Annotated in this window: 1 pseudogene; it reads right to left on the bottom strand. The window is 64.3% G+C overall.

The features are described from left to right. Positions 1 to 465: pseudogene (locus VG556_RS22460) on the bottom strand (cell division protein FtsH); the annotation flags it as partial.

The raw sequence follows: 465 nt of genomic DNA, 5'->3' as shown, positions 1-465 counted from the left end.
CCCTGAACCAGTTCAGTCGCATCAAGAAAACGCGGCCTCTGTGCCTCAAAAGCAACGTACCCCAAGCCCTCATCCATGCCGAAGCGTGTAATCATGTCGCGGGCGATGTCGGTGGCCCGCGCGAGATCGTCTGCGGCACCGGTCGACAGTTCGCCAAACACCAACTTCTCTGCGGCGCGCCCGCCCAACAGCACGGCGATCTTGTACTCCAGATCGGCGCGCGTCATCAGGAAGCGGTCTTCGGTGGGGCGTTGCAGGGTGTAGCCCAGCGCGCCGATGCCGCGCGGGATGATCGAGATCTTGTGCACGGGGTCGGTGCCGGGCAGCGCCAGCGCCACCGGCGCATGGCCCATCTCGTGATAGGCCACGGTTTCCCGCTCCTTGGGATTGAGCACGCGGTTCTTCTTCTCCAGGCCCGCCACGATGCGCTCGATGGCGGCGGTGAAGTTTTGCAGTTCCACAGCC

Source organism: Stenotrophomonas sp. CASM106 (assembly GCF_049384825.1).
In the GTDB taxonomy this organism is placed as follows: Bacteria; Pseudomonadota; Gammaproteobacteria; order Xanthomonadales; family Xanthomonadaceae; genus Stenotrophomonas; species Stenotrophomonas muris.
This window is presented reverse-complemented; position numbering and strand designations above follow the sequence as displayed.